Here is a 20,470-nt window from a genome sequence, read left to right as displayed (position 1 = left end):
CCGGCCTCGACGCCCTCCGTTGCCCCACCGCAAGGGCCTGCGCGCTGCGCGCACAATGGCCTCGCCTGGACTTGGGCGGTTGAGGGACAAGAAGGCTTGGTGCGGCCTAGAGGTTCTACTTTTGAAAGGTGCTTTTGCTGAAGCCTGTTTTTGAAAGTAGACCCTCTGGTTTTAAGCGTCCCTGTCTTCCACCTTCATAGGGTCAACAACGGAAGCCGTCGTGCGCGCAGCGCGCGGGCGTGAGGCGATGGGCGGCAGGTTGACCACGGCGTCCACGGCGCAGAGAACTATGGCCTCTCCGCCGCGCCAGTCAATCCCTGCCCAGTGCCAACGTCTGCTCCCCCTGCCCCTCTGGGGGAGGGGGCTGGGGGGTGGGGCAGGCCCAGAAAACTCAGCCTTCACCCCCCACCCTTCACCCGCTCCCGAAACCAGAAGTAACTGTCCTTCGGCGTCCGCACCTGCGTCTCAAAATCCACATGCACCAGCCCAAACCGCTGGCTGTACCCCTCCGCCCACTCAAAGTTATCCAGCAGGCTCCACACGAAGTAGCCCTTCAGCGGCGCCCCCTGCGTAAGGGCATCCTGCGCCGCTTGAAGGTGGGCGTCCAGATACCGAATGCGGAAGTCATCCCGCACACGTCCATCTGCCCCTGGGGTATCCGGCCACGCACAGCCGTTCTCCGTTACAACCAGGGGCGGGCAGGTCTCGCCGTAGCGCGCCTTCAGACCCGTCAGGGTTTGGGTGAGGCCCTTGGGCACGACGGACCAGCCCAGTCCGGTCTGCGGGCGCCCCGGCACCGTCCCCACCTCGGCACCAAACGGAGAGGTGGCGCTGGCTTTCACCCAGTCGGGCTGGTAGTAATTGACCCCCAGAAAGTCCAGCGGCGTGGCCATGACGGCCAGGTCACCGGGGCGCACCACGTCCAGCACTTCGGGCGTGCGTTCAGACAGTAGGTCCAGCACGGGGGCCGGGTACTCGCCGCGCAGCAACGGGTCGGTAAAGAGGTGGTTGTGGAGCGCGTCTGTTAAGTCAGCGGCGCGGTGGTCGGCGTCCCGGTCACTGGTGGGCCAGGCCGGGGCGTAGGTGTTGGCCAGGCCGACCTGCCGCGCTCCGGCCTCGCGCAGCGCCCGCACCCCCAGGCCGTGGGCCAGCAGCTGATGATGCGCCGCCGGAAACGCGCCCAGCCCCAGCGTTTTGCCCGGCGCATGAACGCCCAGCGCGTAGCCCAGCGCCATGACCACGAAAGGCTCGTTCAGGGTCATAAAGGCTGCCGCGCGGTCGGCCAGCCGCTCGCCGACCAAGTAGGCGTAGTCCTCAAAGCGGTGGGCCGTGTCGCGGTTCAGCCAGCCGCCTGCGTCTTCCAGTTCCTGCGGCAGGTCCCAGTGATACAGCGTCACCCAGGGCTCAAGCCCGGCGGCCAGCAGCTCATCGGTCAGGCGGTCGTAGAAGGCCAGGCCCGCTGGGTTGGCCCGGCCCCGGCCGCCCGGTTGCACGCGCGGCCACGACACGCTGAAGCGGTAGGCCCCCACGCCCAACTCGCGCAGCAGGGCCACGTCCTCGGCGAAGCGGTGGTAATGGTCGCAGGCCACGTCGCCCGTCTGGCCGCCGCGCACCCGGCCCGGCGTGTGGGCAAAGGTGTCCCAGATGCTGGGCCCCCGTCCGCCCTCCTGCACGGCGCCTTCAATCTGATAGGCAGCGGTGGCCGCGCCCCACACGAAGCCGTCTGGAAAGGTCATGGGGTCCATTGTGCCGCACGGGCAGGGGCCGACCGCCCGTTCTCGTGGTCAGCCCGTATACTGCTTGGGTTATGCGGATGGTGACGGTAGGCACGCGCGGCTCGACTCTGGCGCTCGCACAAACCCATTGGGTGGTGGCCCGGCTGAAAGAGGAGTGGCCCGAGACGGACTTCCGGATTCAGACCATCAGCACGGGCGGCGACCGCAACCGGGGCAGCCTGGAAGCGATGGCGCAAAAGGGCGACAAGGGCTTTTGGGTCAAGGAAATTGAAGACGCCCTGCTGGCCAAGCGGATTGACATCGCCGTGCATTCCCTCAAGGACCTGCCCACCGAGCAGCCCGAGGGCCTGGAGGTCAGCGCCATTCCGCGCCGGGTGGACGCCCGCGACGTTCTGATTGGCAAAGAGGGCATGAAAAAGCTGGCCGAGTTGCCGCAGGGCGCCCGTGTGGGCACCAGCAGCGTGCGGCGTAAGGCCTTCCTGCGCGCCTTCCGCCCGGACATACAGATCGTGAACCTGCGGGGCAACATTGACACGCGCCTGGCCGCGCTGGCGGGCGATGAATACGACGCCATCGTGCTGGCCGCCGCCGGTCTGATTCGCACCGAAATGCGCCACCGCATTGACGAGTTTCTGGAGCCCGACATCATTCTGCCCGCGCCTGGGCAGGGCGCCCTGGCCTTGGAAACCCGCGCCGACGATGACCTGAGCATTGAAGTCGCTTACGCCATCCACGACCACACCACCGACGACCGCATTACCGCCGAGCGCGAGTTCCTGGCTGGATTGGGCGCCGGGTGCATGGCGCCGGTGGGGGCGCATGCCAGCGTCAAGGGCGGCCTGCTGACCCTGGAAGGCTGGGTGGGGGCGCTGGACGGTACGCAGGTGATTCGCGGCACCACTCAGGGCGACCCCGGTGAATGCGCCGACTTGGGCGCTGAACTGGCCGCCGATATGCTGGGTCAGGGCGCCCAGGCCCTGATTGACGCGGCGCGCGAGTAACGTCGGGGTGCCGCCCCTCCTGCAGCAGGTGCTGACTGCCCTGGCGGCCGCGCTGCTGTGGCTGGGGATTGGCCTGTGGCAGCGCACCCATGCCGGGGTTCAAGTGGAAGCTGCCCTGGTGGCCGAACTGCCGCTGACCCTGGCTGTCTTCGTGCTGGCGCTGATGTGGGTTCGGCTGCGTCGCCGGTAGCCCCGGCGGTCCCTCGCGCTGGACGCTCCGCTCGGCCGGCACGTTAGGATGCCGGGCATGTCCATTCCAGCGCCCCGCCTCGCGGTGATTCACACGGGCGGCACGATTGCCAGCCGTCCCAGCCCCGATGGGCGCGGCCTGACGCCCCAGCAGCCCCCCAATCTGCCCGGCCTGGAAGGCGTGACGGTCACGGACGCCCAGCCCTTTAACCTTCCCAGTCCGCATGTCACCCCCGCCCACATGGGCCAGCTGGCCGCGCTGATTCGGGACTTGGCCGACACACACGACGGCGTGGTGGTCACGCACGGCACCGATACGCTGGAAGAAACGGCGTTTGCGCTGCATCTGCTGCTGGATGTGCCGCTGCCGGTGGTGCTGACCGGCAGCATGCGCCACGCCGAGGAAGTGTCCTGGGACGGTCCCGCCAACCTGCTGGACGCCGCGCATGTGGCGCTGCACCCCAGCAGCCGGGGCCGGGGGCCGCTGGTGGTCATTGGCGGCGACATCTTTGACGCGCGCACCGTCACCAAGATTCACACGACGGCGGTGGACGCCTTTGGCGGCTATCCCGGTCCCATTGGCCGCATTGACCGCGAGGGGACGCGCGCGCGCGTTCATTATTTTGCGGTCCCCGAGCCGCGTGCCACTTACCATCCAGCGCACCTGGAGGCGAAGGTGGAGATCCTGTACGCCTACGCGGGCTGGACCGGCGAGGGCTACGCCGAGGCCGCTGCACGGGCTGACGGCCTGGTGATTGCCGCGTTGGGCACCGGCAACCTGCCCGCCGAACTGCTGCCCCTGATTCGCGCCACCGACAAGCCCGTGGTGATCGCCACGCGCACCCACGCCGGGCCCGTGCTGCCGGTGTACGGGTACGCGGGCGGCGGCGCGACGCTGGTAGAAGCGGGCGCTATCCCGGCTAGTTTTCTGAACGCCCACAAGGCCCGCCTGCTGCTGCTGATTCTGCTGGGGCAGGGGTTAAGCCGTGAGCAGATTGCGGCAGTATTTGACCGGGACGAATTTTAATTGTTGGTCCGGCGTTTTCACTGAAGAATGCCCAGAGCGGTGAGGCAGAGGACGCCGCACGGATGACCAGGCGCCAGCAAAGGAGACGCGGACCAGCCCCCACTTGGTCTGCCGAACAGCAGATTAAGCCCAGATGGCGCCCACTCTTCTGATAGAGCCCCTGATCCAGACCGCGAAAAGCCGCGCTCCAGCCTGAACTGGAAGCGCGGCTTTCTGCTGAGGTTCAGGCCAGGTCCAACCGAATCAGGAAGCGGCCGCAGCTGGGGCACTTCACCGGGGGCAGTTTGCCCTGGGCGGCTTTCTGCTGCACGTTCACCGGCAGGTTAACGTTGCAGCCCGAGCAGCGCCCGGCCTTGATTTCCACGACGCCCAGGCCCTTTTTCGCGCGGCGAATCATGTCGTATTCGCGCACAGTGCGGGTGTCCAGGGCGGCGGCCAATTCGGCGCGTTCCTGGCGGTCGGCCTCGCCCTGGTCGCGCAGGTCCTGAACGCGGGCGTCGTCCTGCTCCTCCAGGGCGCCCAGGGTGGGGCGCAGGGTGCGGTGCTGGGCGCGCAGGTCGGCCGAGCGCTCGTTCAGTTCCTGCTGACGGGCCTTGAGCGGTCCCAGGTCCTCTTCCATCTCGTCGGCGCGCTCCGAGAGCATCTGAATGCGGCTGCCGTACTGCGACTGCGCGCGGGCGTCAAAGGCGTTCTTTTCCTGCTCCTCACGGGCGCGGGCAATCTGCTCGCGGGTGCCGCTCAGGTCGAGTTCCTGCTGGCGCAGCTGCTTTTGCACGCCTTCCAGGGTGATTTCGGTGTCTTCAAGGTCGTTGTTCAGGCGCTCCTGCTCGGCGCGGGCGCCCCGCAGCTCGCCGGAAATGTTCTGTTCCTCGTCGCGCAGGCGGTCGAGGTTCAGGTCAAGTTCCTGAACGCGGTGCAGGCGGCGAAGGGGAGACGTGTCACTCATCACCAGGCAGTCTACCCCCCAATGCTGCATTCAGCGTCACGCGGGCGGAGAAAGTGGACTTGCGGCCCCCTTCATGCGCGCCCGGCGGTACAGGCCCAGGTAGATGGCCAGCACGCTGCTGGCGTACATCAGCAGGGTCCAGGCGAAGAGTACGTGAAAAGCCGCGCCAAACGGCAGCAGGCCGCGCACCACCCCGGACAGCACGCTGCTGACGGCCCAGCCGGCGTCCCAGGCAATCACGTTGACCGCCGAGTACATGGGCCGGTCTTCTTCTGGCAGCGCGCTCATGGCGTAGGCGGAATACACCGGCCCCGCCGCGTTCATCAGGGCGCCGCGCGTAAACAGCGCCGCCGTGATCAGCCAGAGGCTCGGCGCAAAGCCCAGCATCGCCAGAAACGGCAGGCTGCTGGCCTGCACGAGCAGCACCGCCTGCAACTGCCCCAGCCGCTTGACCAACAGGGGTTGCAGCAGGGCCGTGGCGGCCGTCGCCAGGCTGGTCCACGCAAACAGCGTGCCCAGGTCGCTGTAACTGATGCGGAACTTGCCCTCGATAAAGATGTTTAGGAAGGGAATCGTGGCGCCCGCCCCCAGCCCCACCAGCACGTTGGGCAGCACCAGGCGCGCCATCGTCGCCCGGTCGCGTACCCGGAAGCTGCGGCCTTCGCGCACTGTATGGCCACTAGCGCGCAGGCCCAGTACCGGAATCAGTCCCAGGGCCAGCAGCCCGGCCGCCACCAGCAGCGCGGCGCGCAGGGCGCCCAGGCTGTCCGGCTCGCTGCCCGTCCACGCCGCGTACAGCGAGGGCACCTGGCCTCCCAGTAGGTTGCCCAGAAAGCCCGCGCCGGTCATCAGGGCGCTTTGCACGCTGAACAGCGTGACGCGGCTGCGTTCGGTGCTGTTGTCGGCCATAAAGGGCGAACCCGAGACCACACTCAGCGCGGCGCCCGCACCCTGCACCAGCGCGCCCAGGACCACCAGCAGTGGCCCCTGCGCCAGCGCCAGCAGCACGGTCCCCAGCAGGCTCAGGGCCGCACCGACTTTCAGGGTGTGGGCGTTGCTGATGCGACGGGCCAGCGCCACGGCGGGCAGACTCAGGGCCGCCAGCGTCAGGGCCGGCAGCGCGTTCATGACCCCCTGCCACTCGGCGCCCAGGCCCAGCGCCCGCAGATAAAAATTGAGGAACAGCGCCGTAAACGCCTGCGACAGGCCAAACACGAACACCGATGCCAGAAACAGCCACACCTGCCCTGAAAAGCGCCAGGTCTGTCCCCGCCCGGAACCAGGGCCGGTCACTCCACGCCCACTTTCGGACAAAACGTGTTCATGACGCACGCCTCGCACAGGGGGCGCCGGGCCATGCACACCCGCCGCCCGTGCAAAATCAGCGCGTGGTGTAAGAAGACCCAGCGGTCACGCGGAAAGAGCGTTTGGAGGTCGGCTTCAACCTTGTCCGGGTTGGTCTGCACGCTCAGGGCCAGGCGGCGGCTCAGGCGCCCCACATGGGTGTCCACCGCAATGGCTGGGTAGCCGTAGGCGTTACTGAGAACCACATTGGCCGTCTTGCGCCCAGCGCCGGGCAGGGCCACCACGGCGTCAAAGTCGTTGGGCACCTCGCCGCCGTGCCGCTCGACCAGTAGCCGCGCCAGCGCCGCCAGATTCTTCGCCTTGCCCCGGTACAGTCCGATGCGCCGGATCAGGGGTTCGAGGTCTTCCGGCTGGGCCAGGCTCATAGCGTGGGCGTCGGGGTAAGCGGCAAACAGGGCTGGGGTGGCGGCGTTCACGCTGACATCGGTGGCCTGGGCGCTCAGGACGGTGGCCACCAGCAGTTCGAAGGGGTTGTGGAACGCCAGTTCCGTCTTGGCGTCCGGGTACATGGTGTGCAGGGCCGGCAGCACCTGCGCTGCCCGCGCCTGGGCGCCTCTGGGACGCTGCGCCGCTTGCTTGGTCATCGCTGCTCACCCTAGAGCATGCGCCCGGCGTGTCGGCTGCGCCATTTGGCTGATCCGGATGCTGCGATATGGAGGCGCAGACGGCGCCCTGCCGACTGCGCCGTCATGAAGCGGCATCCGTACCTTCTCCCGCTCGCTCTCTTGCGGAGCTTTGCAAGTCCGCTCGGATTCCACCCGGCATTCTGCTCGGTTCAATCAGAGTCCGTCTGAGCCCTGCCCCTTGCGCGTCCCCAGACCCTCTGCTACTCTGCACACGCCCGCGCTGCGGCGCGAGAACGGGTCCTTAGCTCAGTTGGTAGAGCGGCGGTCTCCAAAACCGTAGGTCGTGGGTTCAAGTCCTACAGGGCCCGCCACGAACAAGCCCCCCGCCAGCATTCGGCGGGGGGCTTGGCCTTCGTTCCCTCTAGCGGCCCTGATGGCCTTCCCGGCGGGCCTGCGCCACCAGCGTCTCTATCGCATGGGGCCAGGCGGTGAAGTCGAAGGTGAAGCCCGCCGAAAGCAGTCGCCCCGGCGCCGCCCAGCGGCTTTTCAGGAGCAGTTCGGCCTCGGAGCCCATGACGCGGGCACCCAACTGGATCAGGAAGGTGGTTGACGGTACACCCAGCGGCACCTCCCAGGCTTTACGGTAGGCCCGCAAAAACTCGGCGTTGGTGGGCGATTCGGGGGCGCTGACATTCACGGGGCCGCTCAGGTCACTGGCGATCAGGAAGGCCACTGCGCGGCAGAAGTCCTGCTCGTGAATCCAGGACACCCGTTGACCCCCGCCCGCCATCGGCCCGGCGCCGCCCAGGCGCACCACGCGGTCGGTGGTTTCCATCACGCCACCCTCGCCCACGCCGTAGACCATGGCGGTGCGCAGGGCCACGCGGCGGATGTTTGGCAGGTCGGCCTCCAGAAAAGCAGCTTCCCAGCGCTGGGCCACGTCCACGCTGAAGCCCTGACCCTGCTCGCCCGCCGCCTCGTCTTGCGGGCGGTCGCGGGCGTCTCTGTAGATGGTGGCGGTGCTGGAATTGAGCCACACGGGTGGGGGAGAGGCGGCCGCAGCAGCGGCCCGCCCCAGCGCCCGCGTGCTGTCCAGGCGCGAGGCATAGATGTCGAGCATGTTGGCGGCGGTGTAGCGGCAATTCACGCTGCGGCCAGCGAGGTTCAGCAGGGCGGCGGCGCCGTCCAGTTCGCGCGCCCACTCGCCCTGATTGACGCCGTCCCAGCCCACCCAGCGTGCGGGCAGCGGATGCTGGGGGCGGCTGCGTGACAGGATGACGACCTCCCAGCCCTGCGCCGCAAAAAAGCGCGTCATGGCCCGGCCCAGAAAGCCCGAGCCACCCGCAATTACCAGTCGCTGCCCCACAGAGGTTTCCGGCGTGGTCATGCGGTCACGCTACGGCGCGCCTGGCCAGACAGGTGCCCCTGGGGGCAGGGGTGCCCCAGAAGGCTCAACTTTCGGGCAAGGCGGCGTAAGGGCCGGCGCAACGCCGCTTCACCGCTGCCCAGCCCTCCCTCTCTAGCCTAAGGTGATGAAGCGCCTTCTCTCTCCCTTGGTTACATTGGCCCTGCTAGGCAGCGCACACGCCCAGCAACCGTTCAAACTGATTCTGACGGCCACCGAGCCTCAGATTCGCAAGGGCGAGGTCAAGGAGGAGCGCATCCTCAAGTCCTGGGCGCTGCCCGCTGCCGGCGTAAAAGCCAGCAAGAAGTACAGTAAGGTCAGCAGCACCTTCACGCCCGTGCTGGACAAGATTGAAAAGACCCTGAAGGCCCGCGTGCCCAAACCGGCGGTTTTCCGCAATGTGGGAGGCAGCTGGGTAGCCAAGGGGCAGACCGGCTGGGTCTTTGACCGGGACGCCACCAAGGCCAACCTCCTGAAAGCCATCAAGGCGGGCAAGGGCAGCGCGCAGGTGGCCTATAAACGGGTGACGCCCACGCGCAGCGTGGAGGTGCTGGCAAAGCGCGGCGTGCTGTGGCATGTGGCCGCCGGCACCAGCAGCTACGCGGGCAGCCCAGACTTCCGGGAAAAGAACGTGCTGGTGGGGGCAAGCAAGCTGGATAACTTCTTTATTGCGCCGGGCCACGAATTCAACTTCAACGAGGAAATTGGGCAGATTGACGCCAGCACGGGCTTTGTAAAGGGGTTTGTCATCAGCGGCGGCACGCTGACCAAGGAGGACGGCGGCGGTATCTGTCAGGTCAGCACGACCATCTTCCGCGCGCTGTACCAGGCGGGGCTGCCCATCACCGAGCGCCACGAGCACAGCCACCGCGTCAGCTACTACGACCCGGTGGGCTTCGAGGCGACGGTGTACGCCCCCAGCAAGAACCTGCGCATGAAAAACGACACGGGCGCGCACCTGTTTGTTCAGGCCAGCTGGGACACGGCGGCCGACACCCTGCGCTTTGACGTGTTCGGGGCCAACACTGGCCGGCAGGTCAGCATCAGCAAGCCGGTCATTACCGACTTTAAGCCGCCCGCCAGCCCCAGCTACTCGCCGGACGACCGGGTGGCGCCAGGGGGCCGCCGCCTGCTGGACCAACCGATGCAGGGCATGACCAGCGTCCTCACGCGCACCATCAAGGTCGCGGGCAAGGTGGTGGGCAAAGACACCCTCAAGAGCGTCTACAAACCCTGGGGGGCGGTGTATGGCGTTAGCCCTGGGGACAACCGCCTGAATTGAAGGGCGAGTCAGCAGTGGAATAGACCTGGCGCCTCACGGCGGCTCCCAGTTCTAATGAGAAGCCACCAACGCCCCTCTATTCCATTTTGGCCGCTGTCTCTGACAGTCACTCACTGTGTTCGCCTCAGCGTGGTTGAGGCTCATCACCCGCGTCCACGCTGAGTTCTGCTGTCAGTTGTCTGAACGCCAGCTGACATCGTGTAAAAGTTCCTCGTCTGCGCAGGGTGACCGGCTTAGACTGTGCCTGTGTCCCTGACAATCCTGCTCGTCGTTCTGGTTCTGGGCGCGGCAGCGTTGCTGCTCAGCGCGTTTACGGGGCGCAAGTCCCGCTACTCCACCATTCCGCATGGCAGCGCCCGCCGAGACAACGCGCAGGATGTCTACTGGGAAGCCCGCGTGCTGGCGGCCCTGAAAGGCAACCGCGCCGCACTGGAACGGAGCGTCCTGCACAAGCAGCGGCAGCGGCCTGGGCTGAAGCGCTGGCAGCTGCTGCGCCTGGTGTATCTGGACGCGACCCGCCGCGCGCCCAGCAGGGCCAAGGCGGCTCCGCGCGCTGGTGTCTTCCGCACCCACTTCTAGGCTTCTGCCGGTGAGGCAGGGCTTGCCGTTATGCTGCGCCCCGTGACTCCTGTTCTTCCAGCGGAGGTCCGCACGCCGCGCCTGTGGCTGCGCCGCCCTGACCCTGCCGACGCGCCGGCCCTGGTGTCGGCCGTCAATGCCTCGCTGCCCGAACTGCGGCCCTGGATGCACTGGGCTCAGGCGCCGCAGACCTTGGAAGGCGCTCTAGAGAACCTGCGCGCCGCCGCCGAACGTTTCGAGAGCCGCGAAACCCTGCGCTATCACATCTGGAATCCGGCAGGCACCGAACTACTGGGCAGCAGCGGTTTTCACGCGCTGGACTGGCGCGTGCCCAAGGGCGAGATAGGGTACTGGGTGGCCACGGCCCATACCGGCCAGGGCTACGCCGAAGAGGTCGCGCGCGCCCTGACTGCCCTGGCCTTAGGGGGTTTGGGCTTTCGCCGCCTGGAAATTCGCTGCGACCCGGCCAACAGCCGCAGCGCCCGCATTCCCGCTGCGCTGGGTTACCGCCTGGACGCCCAGCTGGTGAACGATGATGTGTGCCCCGCCGAGCCGGGGCGGCTACGCGACACGCTGGTGTTCAGCCGGGTGCAATGAGATTGGTGGTTCAGGGCTGCTGACCCTGGTCCCTTACGGCGTCAGCCGCGTTCCTGCTTCCCCGCGCGCCGCCTGGGCCAGCACGCCGGCTTTCATCCCGCTGGCAATGACCGCAAAGGGGGCGCCGAGCGTCAGGGCGTCCAGAGCGGCGCGCACCTTCGGGAGCATGCCGCCCGCAATCCAGCCTTCTGCTATGCCCGCCTCTACCTCGGCGCGGGTCAGGTGGGGGGCGAGGCTGGCCGGGTCAGGGTAGGCGCGGTACACGCCGTCCACATCGGTCAGAAACACGATGCCCTCGCCCAGCGCGCCTGCCACCGCACCGGCCGCCGTGTCGGCGTTGATGTTCAGCGCCTCGCCCCCGTCGTCCACCGCTACGCAGCCCACCACCGGGGTCAGGCCCACGCCCAGCAAGGTCCGGAGCAACTCGGCATTGACCCCAGTCACCTGTCCCACACGCCCCAGCGCAGGGTCAACGACTTCCGCGCGCAGTAGATGGTCATCGCGGCCCATGACGCCCACAGCCCCGCCGATGTCCTGACTGAGCTGCTTGTTCAGCTGGCACAGCGCCATCTCCACGACGTGCATGGCGCCGGGCGGGGTGACGCGCAGGCCAGAGCGAAATTCGCTGGTCAGGCCGCGCGCGCTCAGTTCCTGCTCAATGACGGGGCCGCCGCCGTGAACCACGACCACCGGCTGCTCGGCGCGCAGCGCCGCAATCTCGGCAGCCACCGCGCGGCGGAGTTCGGGACTTTTCATGGCATTGCCGCCGTATTTGACAATCACGGCTCTCAGTGTAGAGGTGGGCCGGGCGCCAGGAAGCGGCGGCTAATCCAGTTCTGCGGGGTCAGCGCGGCGCAGGGCCCCGCCGAGCATCACCGGGGCGATCATGGCCTGCTGGAGCCGCTGCGCGAGTTCCAACAGATCGGGCCGGTCTGAGCTGTAGGCCGTCGATATGCTGGATTCCGGGTTAAACCGAACTGTCATGGCTAACTGGGGGCGTGCCGCCGAATCAGGGACCAGGCGACGCCCTGCCAGGCGTCCCCACCCGCCTCGGAGCCAGCCCTCTGAGCGGGGCGCCCGCCGCAAAGTCCGTCAGCAGCAAGCGGGTAGAGGTGCCGTGCTTGACGAGCATCAGGAAGACAAGGGCGTCGAGGGTCTGGATCTCATCTGTCGGCCCTGGCTAGGCCCCCTGCCGCCCGGTCAATCATGCCCGGCGCGGATGCCCACGGGGGCTGGTGGCTGCGGGAGTGGCCCCACAGGCCGCGCATACCACGTCATGACGGGGCGGGCGTCCAGAGCGAAGGTGTAGCCCAGGCGTTCCCAGAACCGGGCGCCGCGCGGGTTGTCGCCCAGCACGCTGGCCAGAATGCGGGTCGTGCCGGGGGGCACCCGCGCTTCCAGGTGGCGCACGGCCCGCTCACCCCACCCCTGCGACTGGCGGTCTTCCCGGATCAGCAGCAGGTTGATGGTCAGGTCGCCGGGTTCGGGAAAGTTGCGCTTGCAGTCCAGGCTGCCGATGACCTCGCCCCCCTCGTCGCACAGCAGGCTCAGGCTGCGGCGCGGGTCCAGCAGGGCAATTTCAAGGTCGCGCTGAACCTCGCTCAGGGTGGGCACGCGGGTGCTGAGGAGGGCGAAATACCCCGGCGCAGCGCTGTACAGGCGGTGAAGCAGCGGCGCGTGGTGCAGCGCCAGCGGCGTAACGTTCAAAGGGCCTCCCCGAGTCCGGCTGGGGCGGGCAGCAAGGTGCTAGGAGAAGGAGGCCGGACTGGCCGAAGCATACTCCGCGTGCCGCGCGGCGCGGTGAAGTCCTGCACAGCGGGCGGCCAAGACGGACTTCACCCGCTGGGGGGGGACGGTGCGCTACCCTGGGCGGATGTCTGCCCCCGGCTTCTATGCCCAGCGCCTTCAGCGTCCCGGCGCGGTTCTGGCCCCGATGGCGGGGTATAGCGACGCCCCCATGCGGCAGCTGGCCGCCGAGCAGGGCGCCCTGTGGACCGTCAGCGAGATGATCAGCGCGCGCGGTCTGGTCTCGGGGGGCGACAGCGAGAAACTGAACCTGGGCCGGCCTTACCCCGGCGAGGCGGGCCGCGTGGTGCAGCTGTTTGGCGCTGAAAGCGAGGTGCTGGCGGCGGCTGTGGCGCGCGCCGAAGCCTGGTTTGCGCCGGCCGCCCTGGACCTGAATATGGGCTGCCCGGTGCCCAAGGTGCGTGGCCGGGGCGGCGCCTGCCTGCTGCAAACCCCAGAAGTCGCCTACGAGCTGGTGCGCGCCATGAAGAGCGCCACCGCCCTGGACGTGAGCGCCAAGATTCGCCTGGGCTGGGATACAGACCGCAGTGTGGAGGTCGCGCAGGGCCTGGCGGCGGCGGGCGCCGCCCTGATTACCGTGCATGGCCGCACCAGTGCCCAGCGCTACACAGGGCAGGCCGACTGGGACGCCATCGCCCGCGTGGCCGCCAGCGTGGACGTGCCGGTGGTCGGCAGCGGCGACATTCTGAGCCCGGCGCAGGCCCGAGAGCGGGCCGGCTGTGGGGTGGCAGCCGTCATGATTGGGCGCGGCGCGGTGGGCAATCCCTGGATTTTTCGCGCCCTGGCCACTGGCGACGAGACCCGGCCAGGGGCCCAGGAGCGCGCCCAGATGGCCCTGCGCCACGCGGAACTGCAAGAGCAGTTTTACGACGACGCCACCGGCCGCCTGACCCTGCGCCCGCTGCGCAAGGTGCTGCCCGCCTACCTGCCAGAGTTCCCCGAGCTGCGGGAGGCCCTGGTGAGTGTGCTGACCGTGCAGGACGTGCGTTCGGCCCTGGCCGGGGTGCTGTCGGGGCAGGCGGCCGACCAGAGAGCAACAGGGCCCAGCGCGGCGGAGTATGCTATGAGTCATTCATGAACGTGCGCGAGTACTACGCCTACCTGACCGCTGCGCGCGAGCAGCTGTGGAACTTTTTGCGCGCCCTGCCCCCCGAAGACCTGGACCGCGACCTGATCGAGCCCGGTGACCGCTTTCACTGCATCAAGGACCTGCTGCTGCACGTCACGGACTTTGAGGACCACTGGATTCACAGCATTGTGCTGGGAGACGGGGTGCAGGGGCAGTTTCCGCACGACTGGGTCCAGCCGCAGGCGGCCCAGTATGACCTGGGGTGGATTCTGGCCTACAGCCGCGAAGTGACGCGGCGCACCGCTGCCTTTCTGGACGGCCAGCCTGATCTGGGCCGCCTGGTCAAGCTGGTGCAGGACGACCCTGCCAGCGACACCGTGACCCTGGATCAGCTGCTCTGGAACGTGATGACCCATGAAGTGCGGCACACGGCCCAGATTGCCCTGATGATTCGCCAGCTGGGTCACACGCCCCCCTGGCTGGATTACATGCGCTTTGCCCGGCCCCAGAGCACGCCCATCCAGAGTGACGAGGCCGACGATACCGAAGACGAGCTGTAACTTCGGTCAGGCACGGGCAGAGAACCCCTGAGCAGTTGCCTTGACCCGCACACTCGTCCTTGAACGAGTTTGAAGCCTCTTCAACCATTTCAGGAGTTGAAGGGGCTTCAAGTGTTCAGCGGTCAGACGCTCTCCACCGTCTGATCGTCAGAGCGTTGAGGATGGCGTTCGACCTGTCCACGCTACGGAGTCCCCGGCTGAGACCCTTTCCTGGGCACCGTCCCTTGAGGCCGCTCGCCCCAGAGCCGTGGAGGGGTGCCTCTTCCACAGCTCTGGTGTGGCCTCTCCTGCCTCCCGCTCGCTCCCTACTTTCCCAGGCTGGAGGCCAGCGCCAGGGTCAGGGCCGCCTCGGCGTTCAGGATGCCGGCGCCGCAGCTGTGCTCTGGCAAAGGGTCGCAGCGGCCACCTGGAAAGGGCGCGGCGCTGCGGGTCAGGTAGGAACGCAGCAGGGCCGGGCTGAGGTTGGGCCGCACGCCCAGCAGCAGGCTGGCCACCCCGGCTGCATGTGGCGCGGCAAAACTGGTGCCGTTGGGGCTGCGTTCGCCGCCCGGCCCGGTCACACTCAGGGCAGGAATGCCCCGGCCCGTGTCGCCGCCTGGGGCGGCCAGCGAGACGGCCCGGCCCCAGTTGGCGTAGCCAGGGCGAGTGCCGGCCTCGGTCACGCTGGTCACGGTCAGCACGTTGCGGCAGCCCGCAGGCGAATACCCGGCGGCATCCTGGCCATCGTTGGCCGCGCCAGCAATCACCAGGGCGCCCTTGGTCGTCACGGCATCCACGGCGGCCTGCACGCGGGGGTCACAGCCAGTCAGCGGAATAAAGTCGGCGTACAGGCTGAGGTTCAGAATCCGCGCCGGGTTCGGGTTGGGCGGCACGCCCGGCACCGGCAGGCCAGCGGCCCATTTCAGGCCGTCCACCAGATCAGGCACCTCGATAGTGCCGTCCACCGCCGCCACGCGCACCTGCACCACACGCGCCTGGGGGTTGATGCCCGCCATGCCGCGTCCATCGTGGGCGGCGCCAATCAGGTTGCCTATCACCTCGCCGTGGTACGCATAGCTGCCGGCAGCGCGGGCGTCGGGGTCGCGGCCATTGCCGTCGCCCGCGCGGGCCGCGCTGCTCACGAAGTCGTAACCGTTGACAGCCCGCGCCCCTAGTTCTGTGCTTGGGACATAGCCGGTGTCCAGCACGGCCACCGTCACCGGGGCGCCGTGGGCTGGCCCCAGGCGGGCCCACGCCTGCGGCAGCCGCACCGCGCTCAGATTCCACTGCCGCGTAAACAGGGGGTCGGTGGGAATAACAGTCTGAGGCGCCGCGCTGGTCACTGGGCTGGCTGGGACAAGCGGCAGCAGGGGCGGGGCAGCCGGCTGGGGCAGGGGCGTCACCGGGGCCAGTTCAGGCAGGGTCACGTTCTGGGCGGCCACCCCCGCGCCCAGCAGGGCCGCCGCTAGCACACCGCAGGCCAGAGCTTGAAGCTTCATCCCCTCAGTCTGCGGCCCGCGCCTGACGCGCACCTGAGTCGACGTTAGGGCTACCATCGCTCTATGGAGGCACACAACACAGAAGCGCCCGCCGCAGCGCCCACCGCGCGGCCAGTGGTGCTGCTCACCGGCGCGTCCAGTGGCATCGGGCGGGCCACCGCCGAGGAACTGGCCGACCTGGGCTACGCGCTGGTGCTGGCGGCCCGCCGCGCCGACGACCTGCGGGCGCTGGCCCGGCGGCTGGACGCCTCGGGGGGGAGGGTGATTGCCGTGCCGGCCGACGTGACCGACGACGCCTCTCGCCGCGCGCTGGTTGCGGCCGCGCTGGCCCATTTTGGGCGCATTGACGTGCTGGTGAACAACGCGGGCGTCACCGTAGAGCGCGGTTGGTGGTGGGACGATCCCGATCCCCTGCGGGTGCTGCGCGTGAATCTGGAGGCGCCCATTGAGCTGACCCGGCTGGTGCTGCCCGCCATGCGCGCGCGCGGCAGCGGGCACATCGTCAATATCGGTTCGGTGGCGGGGCGCGCGGCCACGAACGGCCTGTATTCGGCCAGCAAGTTTGGTCTGCGCGGCTTCTCGCTGGCGCTGCGCCGAGAGCTGCTGGGCAGCGGCGTGACGGTCAGCCTGGTGGCGCCGGGCTTTGTCAGAAGTGAGATGACGGCCCGCGCCCGCCTGCCCATGCCGGGGCCTGGGGTGGTGGCGCGCGCTGTGGCGGCGGTGCTGCTGCGCCCCCGGCCCGAAACCACCGTGCCGGGGTTTTACCGCCCTCTAGTGTGGCTTGAGCAGCTGTTTCCGGCCCTGGGGGACTGGGTGGTTCAGCGCCTCATCTGGCGGCGGTATGACCATGTGCCGCGTGGCCCGGCGTAGGGCGGGGGGCACGCGACCCTGTACAAACCCGCAAGGCGCTGCTCAGGGTCTCACCTCATAGAGCCCCTTAGACTGGGCCCTGTGATACGGATTCCGTCCATTGCCGCAACATCCAGGAAAGAGCCGGATGTTTCTCCAATTCCCGAAATCCGTACCTTTTCCGTCTCCTTCCAGTCGGGCCAACTCCGAAACGCGTTTATTTGGCCGGAATCTGTATGAATCCGGTCAAGACCGCCCTCAAGACGATTCAGCCGGTGCTGGAGCGCCTCATCCTGGTGATCGACCGGGCCTTTAGCGGCTATGTGCAGCCCCGGCGGGCGCGCGGCAAGCTGATTTTGCAGCCCTATGTGGGCTGGGGAACCCCCCAGTACGTCGAGCTGACCGGCCGCGTGCTGCTGCCGCGCACCGTTGCTCCGGCGCGCAAGGCCGACCGCCGCCTGCAAAATGCCCAGAACATCCTGCGCCGCCTGTTCTCGCGGGAGGTGGCGGGCGTCAAGGTGCGCGGCACGATGGACGGCGTCACTGTCGACAATGTCAGTGACAGTGACGGCTATTTCACCCTGATTTTCTCGCCCACCTCGCCCCTGGGCGGCGGCTGGCATCAGGTCAGCCTGAACATCGAGGGCCGCGAGGTCAGCGCCACGGCCCGCGTGCAGGTGGTGGCCCAGGCCCGCTTTGGCGTCATCAGTGACCTGGACGACACGGTGATTCAGTCTGACGTGACTAGCATCACGCGGATGCTGAGCACCGTCCTGACGGGCAACGCGCGCACCCGATTGCCCTTTCCGGGGGTGGGCGCACTGTACCGGGCGCTGACCCGCGACGGCGAGGCCCGCAACCCGATTTTCTATGTGTCCAGCAGTCCCTGGAATCTGTTTGACCTGCTGTGGCAGTTTCTGGATTACCGCCGCATTCCGCTGGGGCCGATGTTTCTGCGCAACTGGGGCATGGACCTGCTGGGGGGGCACGGGGGGTACAAGCACGGCGTCATCGAACGCATCTTTCAGCGCTTTCCTGACCTGCCTTTCGTGTTGGTGGGCGACAGCGGCGAGAAAGACCCCGAGATTTACGCTGAGGTCGTCCAGCGCCACCCCAACCGCGTGCTGGCGGTGTACATCCGCGACGTGACCGAGGCCACCCGCGACGAGGGCGTGATGAAGCTGCGCGAGGAGGTGCGCCGGGCGGGGGTGGACCTTGTGCTGGCGGCCGACAGCCTGAACGCCGCCAGTCACGCGATGGCGATGGGCCTGATTACGGCGGATGAGTACCGCAGCGTCCTGACCAGTGTGGCCCGGACCTACGAGACCTGAGCTGGGAGGGCGCTGCGGCTTGACGGCGCACCTGTGCAGGTCTGTTTGGAGCCTGGTTCGGATGACCACAGCGCTTTGCAGCCTACATGTGTGTAAGCGAAGGAGGGGAGAGTGGGGGCAACAGCAGTGTGCGCCCCGGACGGTCCCCACTACACTGGCCTGCAATGCCCGACTACATCGCTGAATTACGCGCCCAGATTGGACAGCGCCCCGTCAATCTGATGGGGGCGTGTGGCCTGATTCGGGATGAGCAGGGCCACCTTCTCCTTCAGCGGTTGGCGGGGCAAGAGGTCTGGGCGTTGCCCGGCGGCCTGTGCGAGCTTGGCGAGCCGCCTCTGGAGACCCTGCGGCGCGAAGTCTGGGAGGAAACGGCGCTGACCGTGCAGGCCGCCAGCCTTCTGGACCTGCTGACCACGCCGCTGCGGACAGTCGCCAACGGCGACCAGGCCCATTTTTATACGGCGATGTACCGTGTGGATGCCTGGACAGGGGTGCCTGTGCCGGACGGCGTGGAGGGGGCAGAGCTGGCCTTTTTCGCCCCGACGGCCCTCCCCACCTTGCGTGGCCAACCCGGCGAGTTTGCGCGGGTGTGGCTAGCCGGGCTCTAGACTGACTGAGTGAGAGGTGTGCGACAGTGCGGAGGTGTCGCCGTCCCGTCTACAAGCCAATTTTGCGATTCTAGAACTGCTGCTTGAAGCGGTGAGCGCTGAGCCAGACCAGCGGTTTGGCCAGCTGTTATGGAATGTTGGCGTGTTGACGCCTGATGAAGCAGGAAGCGTCAAAGACCCGTTCTATGAGGAATTAACGGCCACTCTCCGGCGAATCGAACAGCGTCAGCAAGAGACTCAGCAGCGGCTCGGCCGCGAAGAGTGACGGTCACCGATGAGGCGAGTTACCCCACCCAATGTTTTCCTTTGTAACGCTGCGCAGCGTCGCTGTCAGACGACCCTCTGCGTTGAGCTGACCGGCTGTGTGGCATAGAGGCGAGCGCGCTGCATCACTCATTTCGCAACTCCTGCGGTTAGTCCCCTACAAACACCAGCCGCTCAAAACTGCCGTCGGCGTGAGGTGCGGGCAGTCCAGTCTCGGCCGCCTGCTTCAGGCGCTCCAGTGTGACGGCCACGGCTGGCCCTTCACCGTAGAGCCGCGCCGCCTCGTCGGTCAGCTGCACCTCTAGCCCCTGCGTATCGCCCTGCGTGGTTACCCGCAGCACCAGCCCAGGGCCCGGCACCTGGGTCACTTGCACCCCAGCCGGAAAGTTCGCCAGCTCCACCTGATGCCGCAGCGTTGCCTCGTCCATGGCTGCATTCTGGCCTGACTGGGGGTGCTGGGCGCCTCTGTTTAAAGAAAGTCACGCCGTTGCTGGTGGCCCGGCCCGCCTATCCTGGCCCCTGTGACGCTCTTTGATCCGCCGGCTCCTCTGGCCGAACGCCTGCGGCCCCGCACTGTGGCCGAGGTGATGGGCCAGACGCACCTGCTGGGGCCAGGCAAACCGCTGACGCGCGTGCTGGCGTCGGGGCGGCTGGGCAGCCTGATTCTGTGGGGGCCGCCCGGCGTGGGCAAAACCACTCTGGCGCGGCTGCTGGCCGGCGAGGTCGGCGCACACTTTATTGCCCTGTCCGCCGTTAGCGCAGGCGTCAAGGACGTGCGTGACGCGGTGGCCGAGGCCGAGCGGCTGCGCGGGCGTGGGCAGCGCACCGTGCTGTTTCTGGATGAGATTCACCGCTTCAACAAGGCCCAGCAGGACGCCCTGTTGCCGCACGTTGAGTCGGGCCTGCTGACCCTGATCGGCGCGACCACCGAGAATCCCAGCTTTGAGGTCAACCCGGCCCTGCGCAGCCGCGCCCGCACCCTGGTCTTGCAGGCCCTGACCCATGAGGAAGTGCGCGGCCTGCTGGACCGCGCCCTGACCGATGACCGGGGCCTGCCCGGCGTCACGGCGCAGCCTGAAGCCCTGGACCTGCTGGCCCGCCTGGCCGAAGGGGACGCCCGCCGCGCCCTCAGTACCCTGGAAGTCGCCAGCAGCCTCGCCAATCCGGTCACACCTGAGGCCGTCACCGAGGCGTTTGGCCGCCACCTGCCGCAGATGGACAAGAACGGCGAGGATTTCTACAACCTGATTTCGGCGCTGCACAAGAGCGTGCGGGCCTCTCATGTGGACGCCAGCCTGTACTGGTTGGCCCGCATGGTAGAGGGCGGGGCAGACCCCCTGTACGTGGCCCGCCGGATTGTGCGGATGGCCGCCGAGGACATCGGCCTGGCCGACCCCCAGGCCCTGCGGCTGGCCATCGCCGCGCGCGACACGGCCGAGTTTCTGGGCAGCCCCGAAGGTGACCTGGCACTGGCACAGGCGGTGGTGTATCTGGCGCTGGCGCCCAAGAGCAACAGCGTGTATGTGGCCTGGAAAAATGCACTGAACGCGGTGCGGGATGACGAATCACTTCCCATTCCGCTGCACCTCCGCAACGCCCCCACCGCCCTGATGCGCCAGCAGGGGTACGGCCAGGGCTACGCGTACTACTTTGACGACCCCGAGGGCTCTTTTGCCCAGTCGTATTTGCCAGACGGCGCAGAACTGGACTTATACGCCCCCACCGGCGAGGGCTGGGAGGCGCGGGTGGAAGGGCGCTGGCGCAAGCTGAAAGAGGCACACGGGGAAGAAACAGACTAAGCGCTGGCCCCTT

23 protein-coding genes and 1 tRNA gene are annotated in these 20,470 nt (G+C 67.8%); 14 read left to right on the top strand and 10 right to left on the bottom strand.

Annotation, left to right across the window (positions count from 1 at the left end; all coding sequences use genetic code 11):
• Positions 1 to 398: 398 nt before the first annotated feature.
• A complete protein-coding gene (locus K7W42_RS10115; RefSeq protein WP_224574409.1) occupies positions 399 to 1,736 on the bottom strand; it encodes a GH1 family beta-glucosidase in 1,338 nt (445 codons plus the stop codon).
• A gap of 71 nt (positions 1,737 to 1,807) precedes the next feature.
• Here K7W42_RS10115 and hemC point away from each other — a divergent pair, with 71 nt between their 5' ends.
• From hemC to K7W42_RS10100, 3 genes are read left to right on the top strand one after another with little or no spacing between them, the layout of a single operon-like run.
• Complete coding sequence (hemC, locus tag K7W42_RS10110) at positions 1,808 to 2,737, top strand: hydroxymethylbilane synthase (protein ID WP_224574407.1); 930 nt, start codon at positions 1,808 to 1,810, stop codon at positions 2,735 to 2,737.
• A 7-nt stretch (positions 2,738 to 2,744) separates the two neighbouring features.
• Positions 2,745 to 2,927, top strand: coding sequence for a hypothetical protein (locus K7W42_RS10105; protein ID WP_224574406.1), 183 nt, complete (start codon positions 2,745 to 2,747; stop codon positions 2,925 to 2,927).
• 57 nt (positions 2,928 to 2,984) lie between these two features.
• Entirely contained in the window at positions 2,985 to 3,953 is a 969-nt protein-coding gene (locus tag K7W42_RS10100; RefSeq protein ID WP_224574404.1) for an asparaginase, read from the top strand.
• Positions 3,954 to 4,176: 223 nt separating this feature from the next.
• Here the strand turns inward: K7W42_RS10100 and K7W42_RS10095 are convergent, their stop codons facing one another.
• From K7W42_RS10095 to nth, 3 genes are read right to left on the bottom strand one after another with little or no spacing between them, the layout of a single operon-like run.
• A complete protein-coding gene (locus K7W42_RS10095; RefSeq protein ID WP_224574402.1) occupies positions 4,177 to 4,899 on the bottom strand; it encodes a zinc ribbon domain-containing protein in 723 nt (240 codons plus the stop codon).
• 36 nt (positions 4,900 to 4,935) lie between these two features.
• A complete protein-coding gene (locus K7W42_RS10090; protein WP_224574400.1) occupies positions 4,936 to 6,192 on the bottom strand; it encodes an MFS transporter in 1,257 nt (418 codons plus the stop codon).
• Positions 6,189 to 6,848: an endonuclease III gene (nth, locus tag K7W42_RS10085; protein ID WP_224574398.1), complete on the bottom strand. Its 660-nt coding sequence runs from the start codon at positions 6,846 to 6,848 to the stop codon at positions 6,189 to 6,191. The genes K7W42_RS10090 and nth overlap by 4 nt, the downstream gene beginning before the upstream one ends.
• 277 nt (positions 6,849 to 7,125) lie before the next feature.
• On the opposite strand from nth, the gene K7W42_RS10080 reads away from it, so the two are divergent.
• Positions 7,126 to 7,201: transfer RNA gene (locus K7W42_RS10080), tRNA-Trp, on the top strand.
• Between the two features lie 50 nt (positions 7,202 to 7,251).
• On the opposite strand, the gene K7W42_RS10075 is transcribed toward K7W42_RS10080, so the two are convergent.
• The gene (locus tag K7W42_RS10075) at positions 7,252 to 8,217 is read right to left on the bottom strand and encodes a TIGR01777 family oxidoreductase (protein ID WP_224574397.1); all 966 of its coding nucleotides are present in this window, start codon (positions 8,215 to 8,217) and stop codon (positions 7,252 to 7,254) included.
• Between the two features lie 145 nt (positions 8,218 to 8,362).
• Here K7W42_RS10075 and K7W42_RS10070 point away from each other — a divergent pair, with 145 nt between their 5' ends.
• The 3 genes from K7W42_RS10070 to K7W42_RS10060 all read left to right on the top strand — a co-directional run bounded on the left by K7W42_RS10070 (position 8,363) and on the right by K7W42_RS10060 (position 10,693).
• Positions 8,363 to 9,517: a VanW family protein gene (locus tag K7W42_RS10070; RefSeq protein ID WP_224574395.1), complete on the top strand. Its 1,155-nt coding sequence runs from the start codon at positions 8,363 to 8,365 to the stop codon at positions 9,515 to 9,517.
• A gap of 246 nt (positions 9,518 to 9,763) precedes the next feature.
• Complete coding sequence (locus K7W42_RS10065; RefSeq protein ID WP_157457771.1) at positions 9,764 to 10,096, top strand: hypothetical protein; 333 nt, start codon at positions 9,764 to 9,766, stop codon at positions 10,094 to 10,096.
• A 30-nt stretch (positions 10,097 to 10,126) separates the two neighbouring features.
• Positions 10,127 to 10,693, top strand: coding sequence for a GNAT family N-acetyltransferase (locus K7W42_RS10060; RefSeq protein ID WP_224574394.1), 567 nt, complete (start codon positions 10,127 to 10,129; stop codon positions 10,691 to 10,693).
• 33 nt (positions 10,694 to 10,726) lie between these two features.
• Here the strand turns inward: K7W42_RS10060 and argB are convergent, their stop codons facing one another.
• The 3 genes from argB to K7W42_RS10045 all read right to left on the bottom strand — a co-directional run bounded on the left by argB (position 10,727) and on the right by K7W42_RS10045 (position 12,400).
• Positions 10,727 to 11,476 carry an acetylglutamate kinase gene (gene argB, locus K7W42_RS10055; protein WP_224574392.1) on the bottom strand — a complete coding sequence of 250 codons (750 nt, stop codon included), beginning with the start codon at positions 11,474 to 11,476 and terminating at the stop codon, positions 10,727 to 10,729.
• Between the two features lie 42 nt (positions 11,477 to 11,518).
• On the bottom strand, positions 11,519 to 11,677 hold the full coding sequence (locus K7W42_RS10050; RefSeq protein ID WP_224574390.1) for a hypothetical protein: 159 nt from the start codon (positions 11,675 to 11,677) through the stop codon (positions 11,519 to 11,521).
• Positions 11,678 to 11,893: 216 nt separating this feature from the next.
• The gene (locus tag K7W42_RS10045; protein ID WP_224574388.1) at positions 11,894 to 12,400 is read right to left on the bottom strand and encodes a GNAT family N-acetyltransferase; all 507 of its coding nucleotides are present in this window, start codon (positions 12,398 to 12,400) and stop codon (positions 11,894 to 11,896) included.
• Between the two features lie 166 nt (positions 12,401 to 12,566).
• On the opposite strand from K7W42_RS10045, the gene K7W42_RS10040 reads away from it, so the two are divergent.
• Together K7W42_RS10040 and K7W42_RS10035 are read left to right on the top strand one after the other, a co-directional pair.
• Positions 12,567 to 13,577 (top strand): tRNA dihydrouridine synthase, encoded by a 1,011-nt coding sequence (locus tag K7W42_RS10040; protein WP_224574387.1) that lies wholly within the window; start codon positions 12,567 to 12,569, stop codon positions 13,575 to 13,577.
• A complete protein-coding gene (locus K7W42_RS10035; RefSeq protein WP_224574385.1) occupies positions 13,574 to 14,128 on the top strand; it encodes a DinB family protein in 555 nt (184 codons plus the stop codon). Before K7W42_RS10040 ends, K7W42_RS10035 begins: the two co-directional genes overlap by 4 nt.
• Positions 14,129 to 14,433: 305 nt before the next feature.
• Here the strand turns inward: K7W42_RS10035 and K7W42_RS10030 are convergent, their stop codons facing one another.
• Complete coding sequence (locus K7W42_RS10030) at positions 14,434 to 15,606, bottom strand: S8 family serine peptidase (protein WP_224574383.1); 1,173 nt, start codon at positions 15,604 to 15,606, stop codon at positions 14,434 to 14,436.
• A 63-nt stretch (positions 15,607 to 15,669) separates the two neighbouring features.
• Between K7W42_RS10030 and K7W42_RS10025 the strand changes: the two genes are divergently transcribed.
• From K7W42_RS10025 to K7W42_RS10010, 4 genes are all read left to right on the top strand, one after another.
• Positions 15,670 to 16,476, top strand: coding sequence for an SDR family NAD(P)-dependent oxidoreductase (locus K7W42_RS10025; RefSeq protein ID WP_224574380.1), 807 nt, complete (start codon positions 15,670 to 15,672; stop codon positions 16,474 to 16,476).
• A 215-nt stretch (positions 16,477 to 16,691) separates the two neighbouring features.
• Positions 16,692 to 17,786, top strand: coding sequence for an App1 family protein phosphatidate phosphatase (locus tag K7W42_RS10020; protein ID WP_224574379.1), 1,095 nt, complete (start codon positions 16,692 to 16,694; stop codon positions 17,784 to 17,786).
• Between the two features lie 164 nt (positions 17,787 to 17,950).
• Positions 17,951 to 18,394 carry an NUDIX domain-containing protein gene (locus K7W42_RS10015; RefSeq protein ID WP_224574377.1) on the top strand — a complete coding sequence of 148 codons (444 nt, stop codon included), beginning with the start codon at positions 17,951 to 17,953 and terminating at the stop codon, positions 18,392 to 18,394.
• A gap of 34 nt (positions 18,395 to 18,428) precedes the next feature.
• Complete coding sequence (locus K7W42_RS10010; RefSeq protein ID WP_224574375.1) at positions 18,429 to 18,659, top strand: hypothetical protein; 231 nt, start codon at positions 18,429 to 18,431, stop codon at positions 18,657 to 18,659.
• Positions 18,660 to 18,807: 148 nt separating this feature from the next.
• On the opposite strand, the gene K7W42_RS10005 is transcribed toward K7W42_RS10010, so the two are convergent.
• Positions 18,808 to 19,086 carry a hypothetical protein gene (locus tag K7W42_RS10005; RefSeq protein WP_224574374.1) on the bottom strand — a complete coding sequence of 93 codons (279 nt, stop codon included), beginning with the start codon at positions 19,084 to 19,086 and terminating at the stop codon, positions 18,808 to 18,810.
• 93 nt (positions 19,087 to 19,179) lie between these two features.
• Between K7W42_RS10005 and K7W42_RS10000 the strand changes: the two genes are divergently transcribed.
• Positions 19,180 to 20,457 carry a replication-associated recombination protein A gene (locus K7W42_RS10000; protein WP_224574373.1) on the top strand — a complete coding sequence of 426 codons (1,278 nt, stop codon included), beginning with the start codon at positions 19,180 to 19,182 and terminating at the stop codon, positions 20,455 to 20,457.
• Positions 20,458 to 20,470: the final 13 nt, after the last annotated feature.

The organism is Deinococcus betulae (assembly GCF_020166395.1).
In the GTDB taxonomy this organism is placed as follows: domain Bacteria; phylum Deinococcota; class Deinococci; order Deinococcales; family Deinococcaceae; genus Deinococcus; species Deinococcus betulae.
Note: the sequence above shows the minus strand (reverse complement) of the source record. Positions and strands in the feature narration are given on the sequence as shown.

Bases quoted from the DNA above. Each gene is read 5' to 3' on its own strand.
- K7W42_RS10115 (WP_224574409.1), bottom strand. From the start codon at position 1,736: ATGACCTTTCCAGACGGCTTCGTGTGGGGCGCGGCCACCGCTGCCTAT.
- hemC (WP_224574407.1), top strand. From the start codon at position 1,808: ATGCGGATGGTGACGGTAGGCACGCGCGGCTCGACTCTGGCGCTCGCA.
- K7W42_RS10100 (WP_224574404.1), top strand. From the start codon at position 2,985: ATGTCCATTCCAGCGCCCCGCCTCGCGGTGATTCACACGGGCGGCACG.
- K7W42_RS10095 (WP_224574402.1), bottom strand. From the start codon at position 4,899: ATGAGTGACACGTCTCCCCTTCGCCGCCTGCACCGCGTTCAGGAACTT.
- nth (WP_224574398.1), bottom strand. From the start codon at position 6,848: ATGACCAAGCAAGCGGCGCAGCGTCCCAGAGGCGCCCAGGCGCGGGCA.
- K7W42_RS10075 (WP_224574397.1), bottom strand. From the start codon at position 8,217: ATGACCACGCCGGAAACCTCTGTGGGGCAGCGACTGGTAATTGCGGGT.
- K7W42_RS10070 (WP_224574395.1), top strand. From the start codon at position 8,363: ATGAAGCGCCTTCTCTCTCCCTTGGTTACATTGGCCCTGCTAGGCAGC.
- K7W42_RS10060 (WP_224574394.1), top strand. From the start codon at position 10,127: ATGCTGCGCCCCGTGACTCCTGTTCTTCCAGCGGAGGTCCGCACGCCG.
- K7W42_RS10050 (WP_224574390.1), bottom strand. From the start codon at position 11,677: ATGACAGTTCGGTTTAACCCGGAATCCAGCATATCGACGGCCTACAGC.
- K7W42_RS10040 (WP_224574387.1), top strand. From the start codon at position 12,567: ATGTCTGCCCCCGGCTTCTATGCCCAGCGCCTTCAGCGTCCCGGCGCG.
- K7W42_RS10035 (WP_224574385.1), top strand. From the start codon at position 13,574: ATGAACGTGCGCGAGTACTACGCCTACCTGACCGCTGCGCGCGAGCAG.
- K7W42_RS10030 (WP_224574383.1), bottom strand. From the start codon at position 15,606: ATGAAGCTTCAAGCTCTGGCCTGCGGTGTGCTAGCGGCGGCCCTGCTG.
- K7W42_RS10025 (WP_224574380.1), top strand. From the start codon at position 15,670: ATGGAGGCACACAACACAGAAGCGCCCGCCGCAGCGCCCACCGCGCGG.
- K7W42_RS10020 (WP_224574379.1), top strand. From the start codon at position 16,692: ATGAATCCGGTCAAGACCGCCCTCAAGACGATTCAGCCGGTGCTGGAG.
- K7W42_RS10015 (WP_224574377.1), top strand. From the start codon at position 17,951: ATGCCCGACTACATCGCTGAATTACGCGCCCAGATTGGACAGCGCCCC.
- K7W42_RS10005 (WP_224574374.1), bottom strand. From the start codon at position 19,086: ATGGACGAGGCAACGCTGCGGCATCAGGTGGAGCTGGCGAACTTTCCG.